The sequence below is a fragment of the Streptomyces sp. NPDC048254 genome (assembly GCF_043201895.1).
Taxonomy (GTDB): domain Bacteria; phylum Actinomycetota; class Actinomycetes; order Streptomycetales; family Streptomycetaceae; genus Streptomyces.
The window spans coordinates 619,994-641,317 of sequence record NZ_JBICZJ010000001.1; the positions used below are offsets into that span (position 1 = coordinate 619,994).

Sequence of the window (21,324 nt, forward strand, 5' to 3'; positions counted from 1 at the left end):
GGCGAGACAGGACACAGAGAGCTCCTGTGCGGCGCCCGCGCCCCACACGGCGGCACCGCGCATCGCGCGAGCCGCGGACGTCACCGGCGGTCGCTCGAAGCGAACGACGCCGGACCAGGCGCGGCGCCCGGGAGCCTGACGGGAGAACCGCCCGCATGCTCGAACCGACCGAGCCCATCGAGGGCTCCGAACCGAACACCCCGAGCGACACCCTGCCGCCGCGCAGGCGTCGCCGTGCCGCGTCCCGCCCCGCGGGACCGCCTGTCGCGACCGCGGCGGGCGAGGCCGAGATCACCACGCCGGCCATACCGGCCGCGGAGTCGTTCCCCTCCGAGCCCGCAGAGGCCGACGAGGAGACGACAGAGACCCTGGAGGCATCCGAGGCTGCCGCGGTCGCCGAGGAGGCCGTGCCCGCCGCGCGTACCCGCCGCCGGGCCTCCCGCCGGGCGTCGGCACCCGCCGGTGCCCCGGCGGGAGCCGAGGCCGTCGAGACGGCCGAGACCGTGCTTCCCGCGACCGCCACCGAGCCCGCCGAGGCCGCCCCTGTGGTGGCCGAGGCCGTCGAGACCGCCGTACAGAGCGACGAGGAGGCCGCGCCGCGCCGGACGCGCCGGCGTGCCACGCGTCGCGTCTCCGCGCCCACCGAGGCGGCCGAGCAGGAAGCGGCTGTCGAGGCTTCCGCGGTTTCCGAGGCCCCTGAGGTCACCGAGACCGCTGAGGTCACCGAGGCCGCTCCGGCTGCCGAAGCCGCCGAGGAGACCGTGCCCGCTCCCCGTACCCGCCGCCGGGCGACCCGCCGGGCGTCCGCGCCCACCGGTGCCCCGGTGACGGCCGAGACCGCCGCGGAAACCGCACCCACGGCCGCCGTCGCGGACACCGCCGAGGCCGTCGACGAGCCCGCGCCCGCCGCCGAGACCGGCGAGACCCACGGGGACACCCCCGCCCCCGAGGCCGAGCCCACCGCGCCCGCCCCGCGTACCCGGCGCCGAGCCACCCGCCGGGTCGCCGCGCCCGCCGGTGCGCCCGAGGCCGCCCCCGAGGCCCCCGCCGCGGCCCAGCCGCAGGCCGTCGAGGCCCCGGCCGTCACCTCCACCACCGAGGCCCCCGCCGTCGAGGAGCCGGAGACCGAGTCCCCGCGGCGCCGGCGCCGTGTCGTACGGCAGGCCGCCATCGGGTTCTCCGAGCCCGCCGCCGCGGCCACGTCCGCCGAGGACGAGTCGCAGCGCCGTCCCGCCCGGCCCGCCGTCGCCGTGTTCCAGGCGCCGGTTTTCACCGAGCCGAAGTTCCAGACCCCGGAGCGGGCCGCCGCCGAAGCGGCCGCCGTGGCCGCCGTCGCGGAGGAGCCCGAGGACCTCGCCCCGCACCAGCCGGAGCCGGCCGAGACGGCCGAGCAGGTCGAGCAGGCCGAGACCGGTTCACGCCGTCGGCGCCGGCGCCGGGGTGCCGCCGAGGACACCCCGGCCGCCCGGCCCGCCGCCGAGGACGAGACCGATGAGCCGGAGGAGCCCGCCGAGACCGCCGAGACCGCCGAGGACATCGAGGACGCCGCCGACGCCGAGGACGAGGCCGAGGAGGCCGGTTCCCGCCGTCGTCGCCGCCGCGGTGGCCGTCGTCGCCGCCGTGGTGACGCCGGTGACGGTGAGGGCGAGGGCGACGAGCTGGCCGCGGAGCAGGCCGAGCAGGACGCCGAGGACACCGCCGAGCAGGAGGAAGAGGACGACGAGGAGGCCCACGACGAGGCCGGCGGCTCCTCCTCCAGCAGCCGTCGCCGCCGTCGCCGCAGGCGGCGCGCCGGGGACAGCTCCACCGACGCCGAGCCCGGCGACGGCGACCCGGAGCGCACGGTCGTCAAGGTCCGCGAGCCCCGCAAGCCGTCCGAGCCGTCCGACGAGGTGCAGTCCATCAAGGGCTCGACCCGTCTGGAGGCCAAGAAGCAGCGCCGCCGGGAAGGCCGCGAGCAGGGCCGCCGGCGCGTCCCGATCATCACCGAGGCCGAGTTCCTGGCCCGCCGCGAGGCCGTCGAGCGCGTGATGGTGGTCCGCCAGTACGGCGACCGCACCCAGATCGGCGTCCTGGAGGACGGCGTGCTCGTCGAGCACTACGTCAACAAGGAGCAGGCCACCTCGTACGTCGGCAACGTCTACCTGGGCAAGGTCCAGAACGTGCTGCCCTCGATGGAGGCCGCCTTCATCGACATCGGCAAGGGCCGCAACGCGGTGCTCTACGCCGGTGAGGTCAACTTCGAGGCGCTCGGCATGGCCAACGGGCCGCGCCGCATCGAGGCCGCCCTGAAGTCCGGCCAGTCCGTGCTCGTCCAGGTGACGAAGGACCCGATCGGCCACAAGGGCGCCCGTCTGACCAGCCAGGTCTCCCTCCCCGGGCGCTACCTCGTGTACGTCCCCGAGGGCTCGATGACCGGCATCAGCCGCAAGCTGCCCGACACCGAGCGGGCCCGGCTGAAGACCATCCTCAAGAAGATCGTCCCCGAGGACGCGGGCGTCATCGTGCGCACCGCCGCCGAGGGCGCGAGCGAGGACGAGCTGCGCCGCGACGTCGAGCGGCTGCAGGGTCAGTGGGAGGACATCCAGAAGAAGTCGAAGAACGGCGGCAGCTCGAACGCGCCGACGCTCCTGTACGGCGAGCCGGACATGACCGTCCGGGTCGTCCGCGACATCTTCAACGAGGACTTCTCCAAGGTCGTCGTCAGCGGTGACGAGGCCTGGGAGACCGTCCACGGCTACGTCTCGCACGTCGCCCCCGACCTCGCGGGCCGGCTGTCGAAGTGGACCTCCGAGGTCGACGTCTTCGCCACCTACCGGATCGACGAGCAGCTCGCCAAGGCCCTGGACCGCAAGGTCTGGCTGCCCAGCGGCGGTTCGCTGGTGATCGACCGGACCGAGGCGATGGTCGTCATCGACGTCAACACCGGCAAGTTCACCGGCCAGGGCGGCAACCTCGAGGAGACGGTCACCAGGAACAACCTGGAGGCGGCCGAGGAGATCGTCCGCCAGCTGCGGCTGCGCGACCTCGGCGGCATCATCGTCATCGACTTCATCGACATGGTCCTGGAGTCCAACCGGGACCTGGTGCTGCGGCGCCTGCTCGAATGCCTCGGGCGGGACCGTACGAAGCACCAGGTGGCCGAGGTGACCTCGCTGGGGCTCGTCCAGATGACCCGCAAGCGGGTCGGGCAGGGCCTGCTGGAGTCCTTCTCCGAGACCTGCGTGCACTGCAACGGCCGCGGTGTCATCGTCCACATGGAGCAGCCCAGCTCCGGCGGCGGTGGCGGCGGCAAGCGCAAGAAGCGCGGCCGCGGCGGCGACGGGCACGAGCACGACCATGACGTGCACGAGACGCACGAGGTCGCGGCCGACGGGGCCGTCGAGCACGCCGAGGCCGTCCACGCGGTCGAGACGGCGGCGGAGGTAGCGGCCGAGGCCGCCACGCCCGTCGCGCTGGCCGCCCCCGACTTCGCGCCGGACGAGGAGCTGTACAGCAGCGTCGCCGAGGCGGAGGCTGCGGCCGGCCGCGGCCGTAGCCGCCGCCGGGCGAGCCGCCGGGCCTCGGCTCCGGCCGGTGCGCCCAGGGAGCGTGCGGGCCGCAACCGGGGCGCGGAGGCCGAAACCCCGGCCGAGGCCGTACCGGCCGCCGCGGAGGCGGAGCGTGAGGTGCTGCCGGAGCCGGCCGCCGAGGCGCACGCCGAGCCGGTCGCCGTGGAGGACCCGGTCGTCCAGGCCCCCGAGGCCCCGGCCGCCGAGGAGGCCGTGTCCAAGGGCCGTACCCGTCGCCGGGCCACCCGGAAGGTGTCGGCGCCCGCCGGTTCCCCGGCAGGGTCCGAGACGGCCGCGGTGACCGTCGTCGCCGAGACCGCCCCCGCGGCCGAAGCGGTACTGGAGCCGGTGGTGGAACCGGTGGTGGAACCGGCGGCGCAGCCCGAGGCGGCCGCGCCCGCCGAGAGCGCCGCCCCGGCCCGTCCGCGCCGCCGCGCGGTGCGCAAGGCCACCGCGCCGACCGCGTCGGAGGAGACGGCCGTCGTGGTCGTACCGTCGACGGAGGGCGCCGAGCAGCCGGAGGCTTCCGCCGCCGGGGCGCCGGCCGCGGACGAGACCGCCGAGGCTGGCGTCGAGGAGGCCGCTCCGGCCAAGAAGACGGCCCGTAAGACGGCTGCCAAGAAGACCGCCGCGAAGAAGACGGCCGCGAAGAAGACCGCGGCCAAGAAGACGGCGGCGAAGAAGACGACGGCCAAGAAGGCGGCCAAGACCGCCAAGACGGCCGCCGCCAAGTCGACGGCGAAGAAGACCACCACGGTCGCCACCGCCTCCGACGAGGGCTGACGTCCGGCTGCGGGACCGGTCCGAGTGACCGGTCCCGCATTCCGTGGGGCCCGTTCCGAGTGACCGGCCCCACACCCCCGGGGCCCGGTTTGACCCCCTCGGCCACCGCCCCGTAACCTTGACCGTCGGCGTGTCCATGAATATGAGGACGTGCCACATCCCCGTAAACCTCTTCCTCCGGAGCACACGGTGTTCCGGAGAGGCCGCCCGCGTGCCGGACGGCTGGACTGCGGGGTGCCGGTTCCGAGCGAGAGAGTGAGATCCGCGTGTACGCCATCGTGCGCAGCGGTGGTCGCCAGCACAAGGTTGCTGTCGGCGACATCGTTGAGGTTGACAAGATTTCCACTGCCAAGGTTGGCGACACGGTCGAGCTCTCGACCCTGCTCGTTGTCGACGGCGAGGCCGTGACCAGCGACCCGTGGGTCCTGGCCGGCATCAAGGTCCAGGCCGAGGTCGTGGACCACCACAAGGGCCAGAAGATCGACATTCTGCGCTACAAGAACAAGACCGGTTACCGCCGTCGCCAGGGCCACCGCCAGCAGTACACGGCGATCAAGGTCACTGAGATCCCCGCGGCTGCGAAGTAAGGGACTGAGGAGAGATGGCACACAAGAAGGGCGCATCGTCCACCCGTAACGGTCGTGACTCCAACGCTCAGCGCCTCGGCGTGAAGCGCTTCGGCGGTCAGGTCGTCAACGCGGGCGAGATCCTGGTCCGCCAGCGCGGCACCCACTTCCACCCCGGTGCCGGCGTCGGCCGCGGCGGCGACGACACGCTGTTCGCGCTGCAGCCCGGTGCGGTGGAGTTCGGCACCCACCGTGGCCGCAAGGTCGTGAACATCGTTCCGGTCGCCTGAAGCATCAGGTAACTGACTCAGGTAACTGATCGGAAGCTTTTCGCGAGGCGGACCTCACTTCCCTGCGGGGAAGCGGGTCCGCCTTTCGCGTGTTGACCTAGTAACACCCGTACGTAACTGGAGGCACATCCCATGACCACCTTCGTGGACCGCGTCGAGCTGCACGTCGCCGCGGGTAACGGAGGCCACGGCTGTGCCTCCGTACACCGGGAGAAGTTCAAGCCGCTCGGCGGCCCCGACGGCGGCAACGGCGGCCGCGGCGGCGACATCATCCTGACCGTCGACCAGTCCGTGACGACCCTCCTCGACTACCACCACTCGCCGCACCGCAAGGCCACCAACGGCAAGCCCGGCGAGGGCGGCAACCGGGCCGGCAAGGACGGCCAGGACCTCGTCCTGCCGGTGCCCGACGGCACCGTGGTGCTGGACGGGGCGGGCAACGTCCTCGCCGACCTCGTCGGCCACGGCACCTCCTACATCGCCGCCCAGGGCGGCCGCGGCGGCCTCGGCAACGCGGCCCTCGCCAGCGCCCGCCGCAAGGCCCCCGGCTTCGCCCTGCTCGGCGAGCCCGGCGACCTCGGGGACATCGTCCTGGAGCTGAAGACCGTCGCCGACGTGGCCCTGGTCGGCTACCCCAGCGCCGGCAAGTCCTCGCTGATCTCGGTGCTGTCGGCCGCCAAGCCGAAGATCGCCGACTACCCGTTCACCACCCTCGTCCCCAACCTCGGCGTGGTGACGGCCGGTTCGACCGTCTACACCATCGCCGACGTCCCCGGACTCATCCCCGGCGCCAGCCAGGGCAAGGGCCTCGGCCTGGAGTTCCTGCGGCACGTCGAGCGCTGCAGCGTCCTCGTGCACGTCCTGGACACCGCCACCCTGGAGTCCGACCGCGACCCCGTCTCCGACCTCGACATCATCGAGGAGGAGCTCAGGCAGTACGGCGGCCTCGACAACCGGCCCCGGATCGTCGTCCTCAACAAGACCGACGTCCCCGACGGCAAGGACCTCGCCGAACTGGTCCGCCCCGACCTGGAGGCCCGCGGCTACCGTGTCTTCGAGGTGTCGGCGGTCGCCCACCTCGGCCTGCGCGAGCTGTCGTTCGCGCTCGGCGACCTGGTCGCCCAGTCCCGCGCCGCCAAGCCCAAGGAGGAGGCGACCCGGATCGTCATCCGGCCCAAGGCCGTGGACGACGCCGGCTTCACCGTCACCCAGGAGGAGGACGGCCTCTTCCGGGTGCGCGGCGAGAAGCCCGAACGCTGGGTCCGGCAGACCGACTTCAACAACGACGAGGCCGTCGGCTACCTCGCCGACCGCCTCAACCGCCTCGGTGTGGAGCAGGAACTGATGAAGGCGGGCGCCCGCAGCGGCGACGGCGTCGCCATCGGCCCCGAGGACAACGCCGTCGTCTTCGACTGGGAGCCGACCATGATGTCCGGCGCCGAGATGCTCGGCCGCCGCGGCGAGGACCACCGCTTCGAGGAACAGCGCCCCGCCGTACAGCGCCGCCGCGACCGCGAGGCGGAGCGCGACGAGTCGCTGCGCGAGTACGGCGACTTCGACCCGTTCAAGGAGTGACCGACGCGGGCGCCGGGGCGGCCGTGAGGGTGCTCAGCCCGTCACGGCCGGCTTGAGCACCTCCTCGCACCACTGCCGGAACGTCGTCGGCGTCGTCGACCCGGCGGTGCGCGGCTCGGCGTTGTCCAGGCCCCTGTTCTTCGCCTCGAACATGTCGACCAGCCCCTGCGCCATCCCCTCGCTCATCCCGAAGCCGGTCATGCGCTCCTTCAGCGCCGCGCCGGTGATCTGCCGGTAGCCGACCTCGGTGCCGAGCACCTCGGAGACGATCCGGGCCATGTCCTTCGGCGACAGATCCTCGGGACCGAGGCAGGCGACCTCGCCGGACCTCGTCCAGGTGCCGTCGAGCAGCAGTCGTACGGCGGTCGCGGCGATGTCCCGGGCGGCCACGGCCGGAGCCTTCAGATCCGGGTCGGCCATCATGGAGAACAGGCCCTGCTCCCTGATCGACCGGACGTGGTTGAGCAGGTTGTGCATGAACGACGGACAGGCCACCGCCCGGAAGTTCACCCCTGACGCGGCGATCAGGTCGCACATCGCCCGGGACGAGGTCACCGCACCGGCGTGCTCCGCGAGCCGCGTGCCACGGCCCAGCGCCGTGACGGCGACGACCCGCCGGACGCCGTGCCGGGCGAACGCCCGCGCCGCGGGACGCGTGAAGTCCACATAGGCGGCGTCGGTGCTCGGCGCGTCCCCGTCGTCCGGCGCCAGCCAGATGACGGCCTCGGCGTCCGCACAGGCCCGGTCGACCACGGCCTCGTCACCGTGCGAGCCCTCGACGATCTCGGCCCGCTCCCGGACCCCGGGGGCGAGCCGCGAGGCGTCCCGGGTGACCAGCCGCGGTTTCTCCCCGCGGCCGAGCAGGTCGTCGACGATCAGACGGCCGATGGTGCTGGTGGGTGCGGTGATGACGTACACGTACGTGCCCTTCGTCGTCGTGGAGCGCGGCGAGGTCCCGCGGGGCCGGTCGGCCGCCCCCGGCCTCGCCAACTTGGCCGCCCCGGGCCACCGCTGGTTCCGCGACCGGCTGGCGGCGGCGGTCACGGCTTCCGCGGTCGCAGCTCCCACGGGCACAGCTCCCACGGTCACCGGGTCCGCGGAGGCCGGGTCCGCGGAAGCCGCCCCGCCGCACGGCTGATGTGACTGAGGCAGCGTCAAGTGCGGGGCTTCAGTGGTCTGTTCCTGTGACGCCGGGGGTCGCCCGTTGTCTGCCTAGTTGTCATGCGCACGAATGCTCTCGTTCAGCGCGCGGACCGTCCGACCGTGGGAGTTTCCGAAGGTCAGACCGTTCAAGAGGCCACTGTGGCAAGGGAGTCCGCGCATGACCGGAGCACCATCGCCCGACCGACGCCGCTTTCTGACCGCCGGTGCCGCCGTCCTCGGTGCCGCCGCCTCCGCCCAGCTCTGGCTGCCGGCCTCCGCCCAGGCGGCCGAAACCCCGTTGCCGGACGGTGTGTTCAGCCTCGGTGTCGCCTCCGGCGACCCGCTTCCCGACGGCATCGTGCTCTGGACCCGACTCGCCCCGGCTCCCCTCGACGGCGGCGGCATGCCCGACGCCGTCGTCCCCGTCGCCTGGGAGATCGCCGAGGACGAACGCTTCCGCAAGACCGTCCGCCGCGGCACCGCCCACGCCCGGCCCGAGTACGGGCACAGCGTTCACGTGGATGTACGAGGACTGCGCCCCGGCCGCTCCTACTGGTACCGCTTCCGCGCCGGCGGCCGGATCTCCCCGACGGGCCGCACCCGCACCGCGCCCCACCCGCACGCCAGGGGCGGCTCCCTGCGCGTGGCCCTGGCCTCCTGCCAGAACTGGCAGCACGGCTACTTCACCCCGTACGCCGACATGCTCGCCCAGGACCCCGACGTCGTCCTCTTCGTCGGCGACTACATCTACGAGTCCACGCCCTCCTCGGCCGGCCCCCGCCGCCACGAAGGCACCGGAGAGCCGTACACCCTGGCGCAGTACCGCAACCGCTACGCCCAGTACCGCAGCGACCCCGACCTCGCCGCGATGCACGCGAACGCGCCCTGGGTGGTCACCTTCGACGACCACGAGGTCGACAACGACTGGGCCGGCCAGGTCCCGCAGGACCCCGACAAGCAGTCCCACGACGCGTTCGTCGCCCGGCTGACCGCCGCCTTCCAGGCCTCCTACGAGCACATGCCGGTCCGGGCCACCGCGATCCCGGACGGACCGCACATCCAGATGTACCGCCGCCTGGACTTCGGCCGGCTGGCCCGGCTCAACGTCCTCGACACCCGGCAGTTCCGCAGCGACCAGGTCACCAGCCAGGCGGCCGCCGAGGACCCCTCCCTCACCATGCTCGGCGCCGGGCAGAAGCGGTGGCTCCTCGACGGACTGCACCGCTCACCGGCCCGCTGGAACCTGATCGCCTCGCAGATCATGATGGCCGAGACCGACATCCTGCCCGGCGACGGAAAACTCTGGTACTACGACGCCTGGGACGGCTACCAGGCCGAACGCAACGCCCTGCTGGACGAGTTCGCCTCGATCCGCAACCCCGTCGTGCTCAGCGGCGACCGGCACCTCACGATGATCAGCGACCTGAAACAGGACTTCGCCGACCCGTCGTCGGACGTGGTCGGCGCCGAGTTCGTCGGCACCTCCATCTCCAGCAACGGCGACCAGGACCAGGCCGCCTTCCACGCCCAGTTCGACCCGCTGAAGCCCGACAACCCGCACTGGAAGGTCATCGACGCCCACCGCGGCTACCACCTCTTCGACATCCGCCGCGACGGCATCGACGCGCGCGTGCGGATCGTCGACACCGTCGTCAAGCCGCAGGCCACCGCCAGCACCTTCGCGACCCTGCGCGTCGAGGCGGACGAAGCCGGCGTACAGGTCGTGTGAGAGTGAAGTCTGTGTGACAGGAGCCTGGGACTCATCTGTGTCCCAGGCTCCTCTCAGGTGAACCTAAGGTAAACGTCTTACCTTCCATTAACCATGGAGACGGACTGTACGAAAAGCGAAGCCCCGGTGGACAAGGCCCCCATGAGCCCCATGGGCCCCACTGGTCCCCTTGCCGCCCTGCCCGCCGGCACCCGCCTGCTGCACATCGGGCCGCACAAAACCGGCACCACGGCCATCCAGGGCGCCCTCTTCGCCGCGAAGGACAAGCTGCCCGAGCACGGCGTGGAGTTCCCGGCGACCAGCCGGCACCCCATGGAAGCCGCCCTCGCCGCCTGCGCCCGGCCCGCGATGATGGGCGACACCGTGCCCACCGAGAAGCACTGGACACGGCTGCTCAAGCAGGTCGAGGCCACCGGATCCCGGACCTCGGTGATCAGCAGCGAGTTCTTCGCCGACGCCCCTGACGACGAGACCGTCGCCCGCATCGTCGAGCAGCTCGGCGGCGACCGCGTGCACGTCCTCGTCACCCTGCGCCCGATCGCCCGGATCATGCCCTCGCAGTGGCAGCAGTACGTGCAGAACGGGCTGCGCATGGGGTACGAGGAGTGGCTGGATCACATGCTGCGCAAGGCCCCCTACGAGAAGCCCAACCCCAGCTTCTGGCGCCGGCACCGGCACGACCGGCTCGTCGAACGCTGGATCCGCGCGGTCGGCGCCGACCGGATCACCGTCGTCGTGGCCGACGACCGGGACCGCGACAGCCTGATGCGCACCTTCGAAGCGCTGCTCGGACTGCCCGAAAACCTCCTGCGGCCCGTCCCGGACGCGGCGAACCGCTCCCTCACCCTCGCCGAGACCGAAATGCTGCGAAAGCTCAACGTGGAATTCCGCGGCAATGGACTGCCCGACGAGCTCTATTCCAAGCTCGTCCGCAACGGCGCCGTCATGCATATGAAGAACACGTGCAGCCCCACCGCCGAGGACGTGAAGATCTCTACCCCCGACTGGGCCGTCGAGGCCGCCGGCCGCATCGGCGCCGAGATGGTGGAACGCATCGGCGCCATGGGCGTCCGCGTCATCGGCGACGCGTCCCTGCTCTCCGCCATACCCAAGCAGCGCGAACCGGCCCCCGGCCCGGCCGCCACCGAGGCCCGCATCGCACCGGAGGTCGCCGCCCAGGCCCTCTACGGCGCACTCGCCGCGGCGGCCGCGGCACCAGTGCGTCACACCGCCGAGGCCAAAGCCCGCACAGTGCACCAGACATCGTCGAAGGAACTCGTACGGGTACTGGGGCACCGATGCCTCAAGAAGCTGCGACGGCGCTGAGCCGTCCTGCGTGTGGACGGCTTAGCTGTGCTAAGCCGTCCGTGTGGCACGGCTTAGGCCTGCTGAGACGTGTCATGCGGTCACGCACAGCAATCGGAATGTCCTGTGTAGTTACTCACAGCAAATTCACGGAACTTCCTTGGACATCCGACAGGCGACGCCCATCACCAGCGATGCAAGGTGAATGAAAGGTTGCGGGCACATATGCAGTGGGCGGCACTCACCTTGCACTGCGGTTACCGGAAGTGGGACCATTTCCAAGTTCCCTGATGCCCCAAGGTAGGTCACCTGTGTCCCAGCACATAGCCAAGCCCCGAACCACCGCAGTCATCCTGGCCGGTGGCACCGGCCAGCGGGTGGGTCTGTCGATCCCCAAGCAGTTGCTGAAGATCGCCGGCAAGGCAGTCATCGAGCACACCCTGACCACCTTCGAGAAGGCCGTCTCGATCGACGACATCATCGTGCTGATGGCGCCGGGCTATGTTTCGGACGTCGAGAAGATCGTCGCCAAGGCCGGGTTCACAAAGGTCAAGAAGATCATCGAGGGCGGCAACACGCGGAACGAGACCACCGAGCGTGCCATCGAGGCGCTCGGCGAGGGCCTGGCCGACGGCGAGGACCTCAACGTCCTCTTCCACGACGCCGTACGCCCCCTGCTGTCCCGGCGCGTCATCGACGACTGCGTGACCGCCCTGGAGCGCTACCAGGCCGTCGACGTCGCCATCCCGTCCGCCGACACCATCATCGTCACGCGGACGCACGGCGAGGACGGCGAGTTCATCACCGAGATCCCGGACCGCTCCCGGCTGCGCCGCGGCCAGACCCCGCAGGCGTTCAAGCTGTCCACGATCAAGCGGGCCTACGAGGTCGCCGACGGCGACCCCAACTTCCAGGCCACCGACGACTGCTCCGTCGTCCTCAAGTACCTGCCGGACGTCCCGATCCACGTGGTCGCCGGCGACGAGTACAACATGAAGGTCACCCAGCCCGTCGACGTCTTCATCGCCGACAAGCTCTTCCAGCTCGGCTCCACGGCCGCACCCGAGCAGAAGGACGAGGACGCCTACCGCGAACTGCTCACCGGCAAGACCGCGGTGATCTTCGGCGGTTCCTACGGCATCGGCAAGGACATCGCCGAACTCGCCGAGTCCTACGGCGCGAACGTTTACGCGCTGGGCCGCTCCACCACCGGCACCCACGTGGAGAACCCGGAGGAGGTCGACGACGCGCTCTCCAAGGCGTACGCCGAGACCGGCCGGATCGACTACGTCGTCAACACGGCCGGCGTGCTGCGCATCGGCAAGCTCGCCGAGACCGACAACGCCACCATCGAGGAGGCGCTGAAGGTCAACTACCTGGCCCCGGTGCAGATCGCCCGCTCCAGCTACAAGTACCTCGCCGAGACCAACGGCCAGCTGCTGCTCTACACCTCCAGCAGCTACACCCGCGGCCGCGCCGAGTACAGCCTCTACTCCTCGACCAAGGCCGCCATGGTGAACCTCACCCAGGCCCTGTCCGACGAGTGGGCCGGCGACGCCATCCGCGTCAACTGCGTCAACCCCGAGCGCACCGCCACCCCGATGCGCACCAAGGCGTTCGGCCAGGAGCCGACGGGCTCGCTGCTCTCCTCCGAGGCCGTCGCCCGCACCTCCCTCGACGTGCTGCTGTCCGAACTCACCGGCCATGTCATCGACGTCCGCCAGCAGGACCCGACGGCCCCCGCAGGCCTGGCCACCGGCTTCGAGCAGGCGCTGGCCAGTGTCCTGGACCGACAGGCCGGCGTGGCATAATCGACCTTCATTAGTCATCTGTAATTCAGGCCTCTGTGGCTGCGCGTTCGCGGAGCAATCACAGGGGCCTGAACCGTAAAAACTCCCTGTCGACAACCTCCCCAGATCGTCCGCAAGGTCTAATTCCGGCCTTTTTGTCAGCAAAAGGTTCTCCGTGATATCCACCGCTATTCGCGTCGCCCGGGTGGGCAGCGCGGCCGAGCTGGCCGCGGCGGCACTCATGATGCTGGGCTTCCCCGTACTCATGATCGCCGCGCTCGTCCCGAGCGTTTACGCCTTCGCGGCCGCGGCCGCCGTCACGTACCTGGCGGACCACTACCTGCACCGCAAGGGCAGTTACCTCATCAACCGCCTGAGCAAGGTCCGGGCCGGTCTGTCGATCCGCTTCCTGATCCGGCAGCTGCTGCTGATCCTGCTGCTGGCCCGGATGTCCCTGTCGAACGACCTGATCTTCTACGGCGCGATCGCCTGCTTCATCGCCTTCTACGGCCTGCAGGCCCCGCACGGCGCACTGGTCACCCTGATCCGCAACCGCCGCCGGATGCCCGTCGCCACCCGCAACGTCGACCTGAAGTCCCGCATCCGCATCCCGGACGCCCCGCCGCGCGGTCTGCTCGACCGCTCCGCCGAGAAGATGCTCCACCTCGACCTCGCGGCCGTCGTGGGCCTGCTGGTCTCGGCGATGACGGACGACGCCGTCGCCGGCTTCGTCGGCATCGGGATCACTCTCGCCCTGGGCTGCGGGTACGTACTGGTGCTGATGCCGTACGTACGCGGCCGCAAGACCCCGCCGAACGCGGACACCGTGCTGGCCGCCGTCGACGACTGGCTGGGCCGCTACAAGCCCGAGACCGTGCTGTACTTCTCCGGCTCCAAGGACTCCGCCTACCAGGTCAACATGTGGCTGGAGACCATGGAACAGCTGGACTCCCGTCCGCTGGTCCTGCTGCGCGAGCGGGTCATCCTGCAGAACCTCGCCCCGACCACCGCCCCCGTCATCTGTGTGCCCGGCGGTGTGCACCTGATGAACCTCGACCTCTCCACGGTCCGTGTCGCCCTCTACGCGGCCAACGTCGGCAAGAACATCCACCTGCTGCGCGTCCCCACCATGAAGCACGTCTTCATCGGCCACGGCGACAGCGACAAGCTGGCCAGCGTCAACCCCTTCAGCAAGGTCTACGACGAGGTGTGGACCGCCGGCCGCGCGGGCCGCGACCGTTACGCCATCGCCGACGTCGGTGTCCGCGACGACGACATCGTCGAGGTCGGCCGCCCGCAGCTGGCCCCCATCCAGAGCCGGCCGGGCGCCGCCGCCGAGGAAGGCTGCCCCACCGTCCTCTACGCGCCCACCTGGGAGGGCTGGGACGGCAACCCCGGCAACACCTCCCTCGTGCTCGCCGGCGAGAACATCGTGAAGAAGCTGGTCAAGGCCGACCCGCCGGTCCGCGTCCTCTACAAGCCGCACCCCTTCACCGGCACCGTCAGCGCCGAGGCCGGCGCCGCCCACCGGCGCGTCATCGCCCTCGTCGAGAAGGCCGCCGCCCAGCGGGCCGCCGACCCCCGTTTCACCGCCGAGACGGCCGCCCAGACGGCGGCGCGGGCCGAGCTGACCCGTATCGAGACCCGCCTGGCCGAGCTGACCGGCACCGGCGGCGAGAAGCGCGACGAGGCCGAGGCCAGCCGGGACGACGTCGTCGACCTGAAGAAGCACGAGGAGATCGCCCGGCTGCGCGCCGAGTGGAACGACGCCCACTGGCGGTCCTTCCCCGACCACGAGCACCGGGTCGTCACCGGCGCCGAACCACGCCTGTACGACTGCTTCAACGTCTCCGACGCGATGGTCTCCGACATCTCCAGCGTCGTCTCCGACTTCATCGCGAGCGGCAAGCCGTACGCCGTCACCGACTCCGCCGAAGTCGGCGTGGAGGAGTTCAAGCGGGCGAACACCGCCGTACGCGCCGCGGTGATCCTCTCCAACAGCGCCAAGGAACTGGACGCCCTGCTGGACGCCGTACGCGATCCGTCGGCCGATCCGCTGGCCCTGGAACGGGACGAGCTCAAGCAGTATCTGCTGGGACCGGACGAGCCGACCTCCATCGAGCAGTTCAACGCCGCGGTCGCCGCGCTCGCCCGCAAGGCCGAGGTCCGCAACCTGGGCCAGGAGGCCCGGATCGCGGCCGGTGACCCCGAGGCGGCCGAACTCGCCGAGGTGCTGCCCGGAGACCCGCTGAAGGCCGCCGGCGAGGCCGAGGGCACCATCACCGGCTGACCGCTCGCACCACGACGTCGAGGGGGCTCGGTCCCGGGAAGTTCTCCCGGGACCGAGCCCCCTCCACGTTCCCCCGGGGCGCGACTTCTTACCTCTGCTTAGCCATTTATGCCGTTTCTTCTTACCGATACTTCGCGGTTTCCGGTGAGCAGCTCTTACCGCACGTCCGTACTGTCCGATGTAACCCGCTGTACACCGCACGGCTTGCTGCTCGTCATGTGACATGCGCCACTCGAAGTGTGCCCCAAGGCAACCGGTTGTGCCGACCGGTCATCTAACACGTTGCGATCGAGGTGACGCAGGGGGAACGCACCATTGACTAGGGGGAAACGTGACCGTCGTTGCGCAGCCTGATGTGACTGTGATCATCGGGGCGTACGAAGCGATGCCGTATCTCGTCGAATGCCTGGCCTCCGTGGAGCGCCAGACCCTCGACCCGGCACGCATGGAGGTCATCGCCGTCGACGACGGGTCCACCGACGGCACGGGGGAGTGCCTGGAGGAGTTCGCGGACCGTGCGGCCATGCCGGTCACCGTGATCCGCCAGGAGAACTCGGGCGGCCCCAGCGGCCCCCGTAACGTCGGCCTCGCCAAGGCCGCCGGCCGCTATGTCTTCTTCCTGGACGCCGACGACCGGCTCGGCCCCGAGGCCCTCGCCCGCATGGTCGCCATGGCCGACGAGAACAACACGGACGTCGTCCTCGGCAAGGTCGAGGGGATCAACCGCACACCCCCGCGGTCCATGTGGGGCCGGACGCTCGACCGCACCGACGTCTTCTCGTCCAACATCAAGTTCACGCTCAGCGCGCAGAAGCTGTTCCGCCGCGCACTTCTCGAACAGCACGGCATGCGTTTCGACGAGTCCCTGTGGACCGGCGAGGACGCGCTGTTCACCATGGAGGCCTATCTGCGCGCAGACGGCGTCTCCGTGGTCGCCGACTACCCCTGCTACTACCTGGTCGGCCGCGAGGACGGCAAACACGTCACCAAGAGCGGCAGCTACACCCTCCGCTTCGACTCCGCACGCGCCCTGATGAACCTGATCGCCGACATGGTCCCGGCCGGACCGCGTCGCGACACGCTCATGGTCCGGCCGTTCCTGGTCACCCTGCTCCCGCAGTTCGGTCCCAAGTTCCTCAAGGACAGCGACGAAGTGCGCCGGAAGAAGCTGGAGCTGGCCAAGCCGCTGATGGACGCCCACTGGAATCCGGAGATCGCCCGCCGCCTCAGGGTCCACGAACGGCTGCGACTCCACCTGGTAGCCGTACAGCGCCCCGACCTCCTCCTGGACGTCGTCGAGTTCGTACGCGCCAAGAAGCAGGCCGGGGCCCTCCTGGAGAAGCGCGGCACCCGCGTCTATTTCTCCTACCCGCACTTCCGCTCCAGGACGGCAGGCGTTCCCGACTGGATCTACCTCGCCGAGGCCCGCGAGGCCCGCGCCGTCGCGGGCTACCGGGAGGACGCGGCCAACACCTTCCTGCGGCGCGCCCTGCGCAGGCTCCGCAGATCGCTGCCGACACGGGAAGTCAAAGCGGCGGCGGCCTGACCGGGCGCCGGGCGCCCCGTCAGGCCGGCCGGCCTACTGGCCCGTCCCCAGCGCCCGCCGGATCGGCTTGCCCACGGCGCGCCGGGCCCGCCGGTAGACCGAGGGCGGCGGCACGACGACCGTCGCCTTGGCGCGGGTCCCCGCGCGCGCCAGTTCCTTCTGCAGCCTGACGTTGTCCAGCGCCAGTTCGTCGATACGGCTGTGCAGCCAGCCGAACCGTGAGGTGAGCGAGGCGAGATCCGCCTCGTTCCAGGGGCGGATGCCCGCCGGGAACGCCAGCGCGCGCATCCGCTCCTCGAAGGCCGCACCGCCGTCGCCGTGTGTGAAGGTGTTCTCCAGACCGTTCCGGTCGAGGAACCCGGTGAACCGCTCGAAGCGCTCCCGGTGGCCGCCGACCAGCCCGCCGAAGTCCGCCTCCGCGTACAGCTTCGCCGGGTCCGCCGAATCGGGATCCTCGACCGCCTGGTCCAGCCGCAGGTGCGGGATCTCGAAGTAACGGCACAGCTCCAGCGTCCGCGAGTCACCGCACAGCACGGTGGCCGGCGTGCCGGCGAGCAGCGCCGCGATGTTGCCGTGGATGCGTGAACCGAAGGAGAAGTCGAAAGACCGCAGATCATCGATCCAGGTGACCGGGTCGACGTAGACCCGCACCTTGTCCTCACGGAACATCGGATGGTCCGGGTGGGTCGGCATCGCGGTCACCGCGGCGTTCGGGTCCGACAGGTCCCGCCAGTGCAACTGCCGCGCGTCACTCAGGTTCTGGCCGACGAACCGCAGATGCGGGTAGCGCTCGTGGGTGCGCGTGATGATCCGGTCCAGGCCCTGCGTGCGTACCGCGCTGTGCGAACCGTTGATCGCGATCCGCGAATCCGGCGTCAACTCCAGCGCCCTCTTGTGCACCGGGAGCCGGTCGCCGTACAGGAACAGCGAAGGACAGCCGATGACCTCGATGTCCTTGAAGCCCATGTTTCTCAGGTACTGCTCGGTGAACTCGCCCCGGACACCGATCGACGCACTGCGCTCCAGCACCGCCGCGCAGAACTCCCGCACGGTCGGCTCGATGCGCTTCAGCCGGTCCGGGTTGTAGCCGACTCCGGTCTGCGCGCCGACACCGAGCACGACAACCGGGATTCTCAGCTTCGAGATCAGCCGGGTCATCCGCTTCAACGCGCTTTCGAAGGACGGGCGGAAGGCGTTGGCGAGCGGGATGACGAAGGCGTCGTACTCGTCGTTGATGCGTGCGGCGGCGGAGACGTCGGAGGGCATGCCGTTCGAGACGACCTCGGTGTCCGGTGTCTCGAGAATCTTGTGCGCGGCATCACTGAAGATCAGGTTGCCGGAGTTGGTGGCTATGACGTCCCGGTGCAGGGCCTCCTCGACGGTGACGACGTCGTAGGGACTCTTGCCCGATCTGAGGAGGATGCGCTTCACGCTGCGAACTTTAGATGACACAAACTTCAAATTAACTTTGCGTTTGCTTCAATTTCTATAAGCAGTCAGTGCAACCTTTTTGCCGTGAGCGGGGCGTGAGGGAGCAGTTACGCAACGCCCGCGCGTGCTCCTGTCCGGGGGCTGGACGGCCGCGTCCCCGGCACATCCGCTTCGCGTAGATTGCTGCCACGCGCAAGGAAGTGGGGACAGGACGTGGCAAGCGCAAGGCAGGCCGTGAGCGAGGCCCGCAGGATCGTCGTCAAGGTGGGTTCCTCCTCACTGACCACCGCCTCCGGCGGCCTGGACGCCGACCGGGTCGACGCGCTCGTCGACGTCCTTGCCAAGAGCCGCAGCGGAGGAGAGAAGGAGGTCGTCCTCGTCTCCTCGGGAGCGATCGCCGCCGGACTCGCCCCGCTCGGGCTGCGCCGCCGCCCCAGGGACCTCGCCCGCCAGCAGGCCGCCGCCAGCGTCGGCCAGGGCCTGCTCGTCGCCCGCTACACCGCCTCCTTCGCCCGCTACGGCGTCCGCGTCGGCCAGGTCCTGCTCACCTCCGACGACATGAGCCGCCGCGCCCACCACCGCAACGCCTCCCGCACCCTCGACAAACTCCTCGCGATGGGCGCCCTGCCGGTCGTCAACGAGAACGACACCGTCGCCACCGACGAGATCCGTTTCGGCGACAACGACCGCCTTGCCGCCCTCGTCGCCCACCTCGTCCACGCCGACCTCCTGGTCCTGCTCTCCGACGTCGACGGCGTCTACGACGGCGACCCCGGCAGGCCCGGCACCTCGCGGATAGCGGAGGTGAAGGGCCCGGAGGACCTCGCGGGCGTCGAGATCGGCAGCGCCGGGAAGGCCGGCGTCGGCACCGGCGGCATGGTCACCAAAGTGGAGGCCGCCCGGATCGCCGCCGCCGCGGGCATCCCCGTCGTCCTCACCAGCGCCGTGCGCGCCGCCGACGCGCTCTCCGGCGGCGACACCGGCACCTACTTCCACCCCACCGGCAAACGGTCCGCAGAGCGCCTCCTGTGGCTCCAGCACGCCTCCACCCCGCAGGGCTCGCTCACCCTCGACGACGGCGCCGTCCGTGCCGTCGTCGAAGGCCGGAAATCGCTGCTGCCCGCCGGGATCGCCGCCGTCGAGGGCGAGTTCGCCGCGGGCGACCCGGTCGAGCTGCGCGACACCGAAGGACGCGCGGTCGCCCGCGGACTCGTCAGCTTCGACGCCAAGGAGATCCCCCAGCTGATCGGGCGTTCGACCAGGGAGCTGGCGCGCGAGCTGGGCCCGGCGTACGAACGCGAGGTCGTACACAGGGACGACCTGGTGATCCTGCACCCGTAAAAACGGGGCGTAACGACGGCCCCCGGTGGGGGACGTTCCGTAAAACCGCCACACGAACCCTTGCGGCCTGCTCAACTTTGTCTCAGGACCACGTTCCGCACGAGCACAGCTGAAGGAGGCCGTCGTGAGACGAGTGCGCCCTGGGGCTGCGGCGTCCCGCGGTGCTCTGACGAGCGTCGCGGCCGGGGACACCTACGAGGAGCCGAAGGACCTGCCCCGTCTGTGGCACGTCACCCTCAGCGTCTGCGGTGCCGAGGTCCCCCTGCCGGAACTGCGCCGCGGACTCGAACAACTGGCCCACGACCACCCGTTCCTCCTCACCAGCCGCTACGCCTGCGACCACGCCGAGATCCGCTACTGGGAAGAGGCCCGCGACCTCCACGACGCCGCCGCCGTCGCGCTGCGCCTGTGGGGCGAGCACCGCCAGACCGCCGGCCTGCCCGCCTGGGAGATCGTCGGCCTGGAGGTCATCGACCGCACCACCTACCACCAGCGGATCGCCGAGGGCTACGGTCCGCCACCGGCGACACCGGTCGGTATCCACCCGTTCTGACCATGACCGCTATTGCCCCCTTTTGATCCCGTCTCGCGGTATGGGATGACGCCTGGACGGGACGCCGGCGCGCACTACCCTTCCCCCATGACCACGCTTTCGCCGTACGACGCCATGTCCCCGGTCACCCAGGCCGCCTACCGTGCCAAGGCAGCCGCCGCCGACCTCGCGCCGCTGCCGCGTGCCGTGAAGGACGACGCGCTGCTCGCCATCGCGGACGCCCTGGAGGTCCGTACGAGCGAGATCGTCGAGGCCAACGCCAAGGACGTCGCCAAGGCCCGCGAGAACGGCACCAGCGAATCCGTCGTCGACCGCCTCACCCTCACCCCGGAGCGGGTCCGTGCCATCGCCTCCGACGTCCGTGACGTCGCGAAGCTGCCCGATCCGGTCGGCGAGGTGGTCCGCGGCTCCACCCTCCCCAACGGCATCGACCTGCGCCAGGTCCGTGTCCCGCTCGGCGTCGTCGGCATCATCTACGAGGCCCGCCCGAACGTCACGGTCGACGCGGCCGCCCTCTGTCTGAAGTCCGGAAACGCCGTCCTGCTGCGCGGCTCCGCGTCCGCCTACGAGTCCAACATCGCCCTCGTCCGCGTCCTGCGCGACGCCGTCGGCGGCGCCGGGCTGCCCGCCGACGCCGTCCAGCTGGTGCCCGGCGAAGGGCGCGAGTCCGTCCACGAGCTGATGCGTGCCCGCGGCCTCGTCGACGTCCTCATCCCGCGCGGCGGCGCCTCCCTCATCCAGACCGTCGTCATGGAGTCCAAGGTCCCCGTCATCGAGACCGGCACCGGAAACTGCCATGTCTACGTCGATGCGCACGCGGACATCGACATGGCGATCGACATCCTGATCAACTCCAAGGCGCAGCGGGTCAGCGTCTGCAACTCCGCCGAGACCCTCCTCGTCCACCAGGACATCGCCCCCGAGTTCCTGCCGCGCGCCCTGGACGCCCTCGCCGGGGCCGGCGTCACCGTCCACGCCGACGAACGCGTGCTGGCCTACGCCAAGGACTCCAAGGCGACCGTCGTCGAGGCCGTCCCGGAGGACTGGGAGACCGAGTACCTGTCGTACGACATCGCCGCCGCCGTCGTCGACTCCCTCGACCGGGCCGTCGAGCACATCCGGCTGTGGACCTCGGGGCACACCGAGGCGATCGTCACCACCTCCCAGCAGGCCGCCCGCCGCTTCACGCAGCTGGTCGACTCCACCACGGTCGCCGTGAACGCCTCCACCCGCTTCACCGACGGCGGCCAGTTCGGCTTCGGCGCCGAGATCGGCATCTCCACCCAGAAGCTGCACGCCCGCGGCCCCATGGGCCTGCCGGAGCTGACCAGCACCAAGTACATCGTCACCGGTGACGGGCACATCCGCCGCTGACACCCGTACGGCCCAGCCGCGCACGCCCCACGGCGTGGGGGCGCGCGGAAGGGCGTA

Annotated in this window: 15 protein-coding genes; 13 read left to right on the plus strand and 2 right to left on the minus strand. The window is 70.7% G+C overall.

All coding sequences use genetic code 11. From position 1 onward, the window contains the following. Positions 1–155: 155 nt before the first annotated feature. From ACGFZQ_RS02845 to obgE, 4 genes are all read left to right on the plus strand, one after another. Complete coding sequence (locus ACGFZQ_RS02845; protein ID WP_393838865.1) at positions 156–4,334, plus strand: ribonuclease E/G; 4,179 nt, start codon at positions 156–158, stop codon at positions 4,332–4,334. A 266-nt stretch (positions 4,335–4,600) separates the two neighbouring features. Continuing rightward, the gene (gene rplU, locus ACGFZQ_RS02850) at positions 4,601–4,921 is read left to right on the plus strand and encodes a 50S ribosomal protein L21 (protein ID WP_030217740.1); all 321 of its coding nucleotides are present in this window, start codon (positions 4,601–4,603) and stop codon (positions 4,919–4,921) included. Positions 4,922–4,935: 14 nt separating this feature from the next. Then, complete coding sequence (gene rpmA / locus ACGFZQ_RS02855) at positions 4,936–5,190, plus strand: 50S ribosomal protein L27 (protein ID WP_020940020.1); 255 nt, start codon at positions 4,936–4,938, stop codon at positions 5,188–5,190. 132 nt (positions 5,191–5,322) lie between these two features. After that, entirely contained in the window at positions 5,323–6,765 is a 1,443-nt protein-coding gene (gene obgE, locus ACGFZQ_RS02860) for a GTPase ObgE (protein ID WP_351735400.1), read from the plus strand. 33 nt (positions 6,766–6,798) lie between these two features. Here the strand turns inward: obgE and ACGFZQ_RS02865 are convergent, their stop codons facing one another. After that, a complete protein-coding gene (locus ACGFZQ_RS02865) occupies positions 6,799–7,683 on the minus strand; it encodes an NAD(P)H-binding protein (protein WP_393838866.1) in 885 nt (294 codons plus the stop codon). On the opposite strand from ACGFZQ_RS02865, the gene ACGFZQ_RS02870 reads away from it, so the two are divergent. The 6 genes from ACGFZQ_RS02870 (at position 7,673) to ACGFZQ_RS02895 (ending at position 16,568) form a co-directional block, all read left to right on the plus strand. After that, positions 7,673–7,903, plus strand: a complete 231-nt coding sequence (locus ACGFZQ_RS02870; RefSeq protein ID WP_393838867.1) for a hypothetical protein — start codon at positions 7,673–7,675, stop codon at positions 7,901–7,903. The genes ACGFZQ_RS02865 and ACGFZQ_RS02870 overlap by 11 nt on opposite strands. A 183-nt stretch (positions 7,904–8,086) precedes the next feature. Continuing rightward, positions 8,087–9,637 carry an alkaline phosphatase D family protein gene (locus tag ACGFZQ_RS02875; RefSeq protein ID WP_393838868.1) on the plus strand — a complete coding sequence of 517 codons (1,551 nt, stop codon included), beginning with the start codon at positions 8,087–8,089 and terminating at the stop codon, positions 9,635–9,637. Between the two features lie 93 nt (positions 9,638–9,730). Beyond that, positions 9,731–10,963, plus strand: coding sequence for a hypothetical protein (locus tag ACGFZQ_RS02880; RefSeq protein WP_393838869.1), 1,233 nt, complete (start codon positions 9,731–9,733; stop codon positions 10,961–10,963). A 290-nt stretch (positions 10,964–11,253) separates the two neighbouring features. Continuing rightward, on the plus strand, positions 11,254–12,753 hold the full coding sequence (locus ACGFZQ_RS02885; protein WP_393838870.1) for a D-ribitol-5-phosphate cytidylyltransferase: 1,500 nt from the start codon (positions 11,254–11,256) through the stop codon (positions 12,751–12,753). Between the two features lie 184 nt (positions 12,754–12,937). Next, positions 12,938–15,022: a hypothetical protein gene (locus ACGFZQ_RS02890; RefSeq protein WP_393839227.1), complete on the plus strand. Its 2,085-nt coding sequence runs from the start codon at positions 12,938–12,940 to the stop codon at positions 15,020–15,022. Positions 15,023–15,407: 385 nt separating this feature from the next. Next, on the plus strand, positions 15,408–16,568 hold the full coding sequence (locus ACGFZQ_RS02895) for a glycosyltransferase family 2 protein (protein ID WP_393839228.1): 1,161 nt from the start codon (positions 15,408–15,410) through the stop codon (positions 16,566–16,568). A gap of 33 nt (positions 16,569–16,601) precedes the next feature. On the opposite strand, the gene ACGFZQ_RS02900 is transcribed toward ACGFZQ_RS02895, so the two are convergent. Next, positions 16,602–17,999: a polysaccharide pyruvyl transferase family protein gene (locus ACGFZQ_RS02900; protein ID WP_393838871.1), complete on the minus strand. Its 1,398-nt coding sequence runs from the start codon at positions 17,997–17,999 to the stop codon at positions 16,602–16,604. A gap of 234 nt (positions 18,000–18,233) precedes the next feature. Here ACGFZQ_RS02900 and proB point away from each other — a divergent pair, with 234 nt between their 5' ends. From proB to ACGFZQ_RS02915, 3 genes are all read left to right on the plus strand, one after another. Beyond that, positions 18,234–19,340, plus strand: a complete 1,107-nt coding sequence (proB, locus tag ACGFZQ_RS02905; RefSeq protein ID WP_393839229.1) for a glutamate 5-kinase — start codon at positions 18,234–18,236, stop codon at positions 19,338–19,340. A 124-nt stretch (positions 19,341–19,464) separates the two neighbouring features. After that, complete coding sequence (locus ACGFZQ_RS02910; RefSeq protein ID WP_189261483.1) at positions 19,465–19,893, plus strand: hypothetical protein; 429 nt, start codon at positions 19,465–19,467, stop codon at positions 19,891–19,893. A gap of 87 nt (positions 19,894–19,980) precedes the next feature. After that, positions 19,981–21,267: a glutamate-5-semialdehyde dehydrogenase gene (locus tag ACGFZQ_RS02915; RefSeq protein WP_393838872.1), complete on the plus strand. Its 1,287-nt coding sequence runs from the start codon at positions 19,981–19,983 to the stop codon at positions 21,265–21,267. The last annotated feature ends 57 nt before the right edge of the window (positions 21,268–21,324 follow it).

Excerpts from the sequence above, each read along its gene's own strand:
- ACGFZQ_RS02845 (WP_393838865.1), top strand. The coding sequence starts at position 156 with ATGCTCGAACCGACCGAGCCCATCGAGGGCTCCGAACCGAACACCCCG.
- rpmA (WP_020940020.1), top strand. The coding sequence starts at position 4,936 with ATGGCACACAAGAAGGGCGCATCGTCCACCCGTAACGGTCGTGACTCC.
- obgE (WP_351735400.1), top strand. The coding sequence starts at position 5,323 with ATGACCACCTTCGTGGACCGCGTCGAGCTGCACGTCGCCGCGGGTAAC.
- ACGFZQ_RS02870 (WP_393838867.1), top strand. The coding sequence starts at position 7,673 with ATGACGTACACGTACGTGCCCTTCGTCGTCGTGGAGCGCGGCGAGGTC.
- ACGFZQ_RS02875 (WP_393838868.1), top strand. The coding sequence starts at position 8,087 with ATGACCGGAGCACCATCGCCCGACCGACGCCGCTTTCTGACCGCCGGT.
- ACGFZQ_RS02880 (WP_393838869.1), top strand. The coding sequence starts at position 9,731 with ATGGAGACGGACTGTACGAAAAGCGAAGCCCCGGTGGACAAGGCCCCC.
- ACGFZQ_RS02895 (WP_393839228.1), top strand. The coding sequence starts at position 15,408 with ATGCCGTATCTCGTCGAATGCCTGGCCTCCGTGGAGCGCCAGACCCTC.
- ACGFZQ_RS02915 (WP_393838872.1), top strand. The coding sequence starts at position 19,981 with ATGACCACGCTTTCGCCGTACGACGCCATGTCCCCGGTCACCCAGGCC.